This is a genomic window from Thauera sp. ZXT1-4 (assembly GCF_052598215.2).
Map to the genome: position 1 here is coordinate 1 of NZ_JBQWSN020000138.1, position 549 is coordinate 549.

Consider the following 549-nt stretch of genomic DNA (forward strand, 5'->3'; position numbering starts at 1 on the left):
GCTTCGACGGCGTCACCGTCACCACCCAGGCCAACGTGTATTTCGACGGCAAGTGTGTCAGTCACGGCATTCAGCTCGCCGACGGCACCAAGAAATCCGTCGGCGTCATCCTGCCGGCATCGCTCACCTTCAACACCGGCGCACCCGAAATCATGGAATGCGTCGCAGGTCGCTGCAGCATTCGTCTCAAGGGCGAGACCGAGTGGAAGACCTACGCCGCCGGCGAATCCTTCGATGTGCCGCCCAACTCCAGCTTCGATATCGAAGTGAGCGGCGAGCCCTATCACTACATCTGCCATTACGGCTGATCCGGCACAGGGAGCGAAGCGATGCCGTCTTTCGACATCATGTCCGAGGTCGATCAGCCCTCGTTGCGTAACGCCGTCGAACAGGCCAACCGCAAGGTCGACGGCCGTCACGACTTCAAAGGCACCAGCGCCAAGATCGAACACGCCGAAAAGTTGCTGACCCTCTATGGCGACAGCGACTTCCAACTCGACCAGATCAAGACCATCCTGCTGCCCGAGATGACCAAGAAGAACGTCGACG

The 549-nt window shown here is 59.7% G+C and carries 2 protein-coding genes; both read left to right on the plus strand.

Annotation, left to right across the window (positions count from 1 at the left end; all coding sequences use genetic code 11):
* Nucleotides 1-308: pyrimidine/purine nucleoside phosphorylase (gene ppnP, locus ACUH78_RS19515; RefSeq protein ID WP_445334481.1), on the plus strand; the 308-nt coding region annotated here is incomplete at its 5' end.
* Between the two features lie 21 nt (nucleotides 309-329).
* The coding region (locus ACUH78_RS19520; RefSeq protein WP_445334480.1) for a nucleotide-binding YajQ family protein at nucleotides 330-549 on the plus strand (220 nt) is incomplete at its 3' end.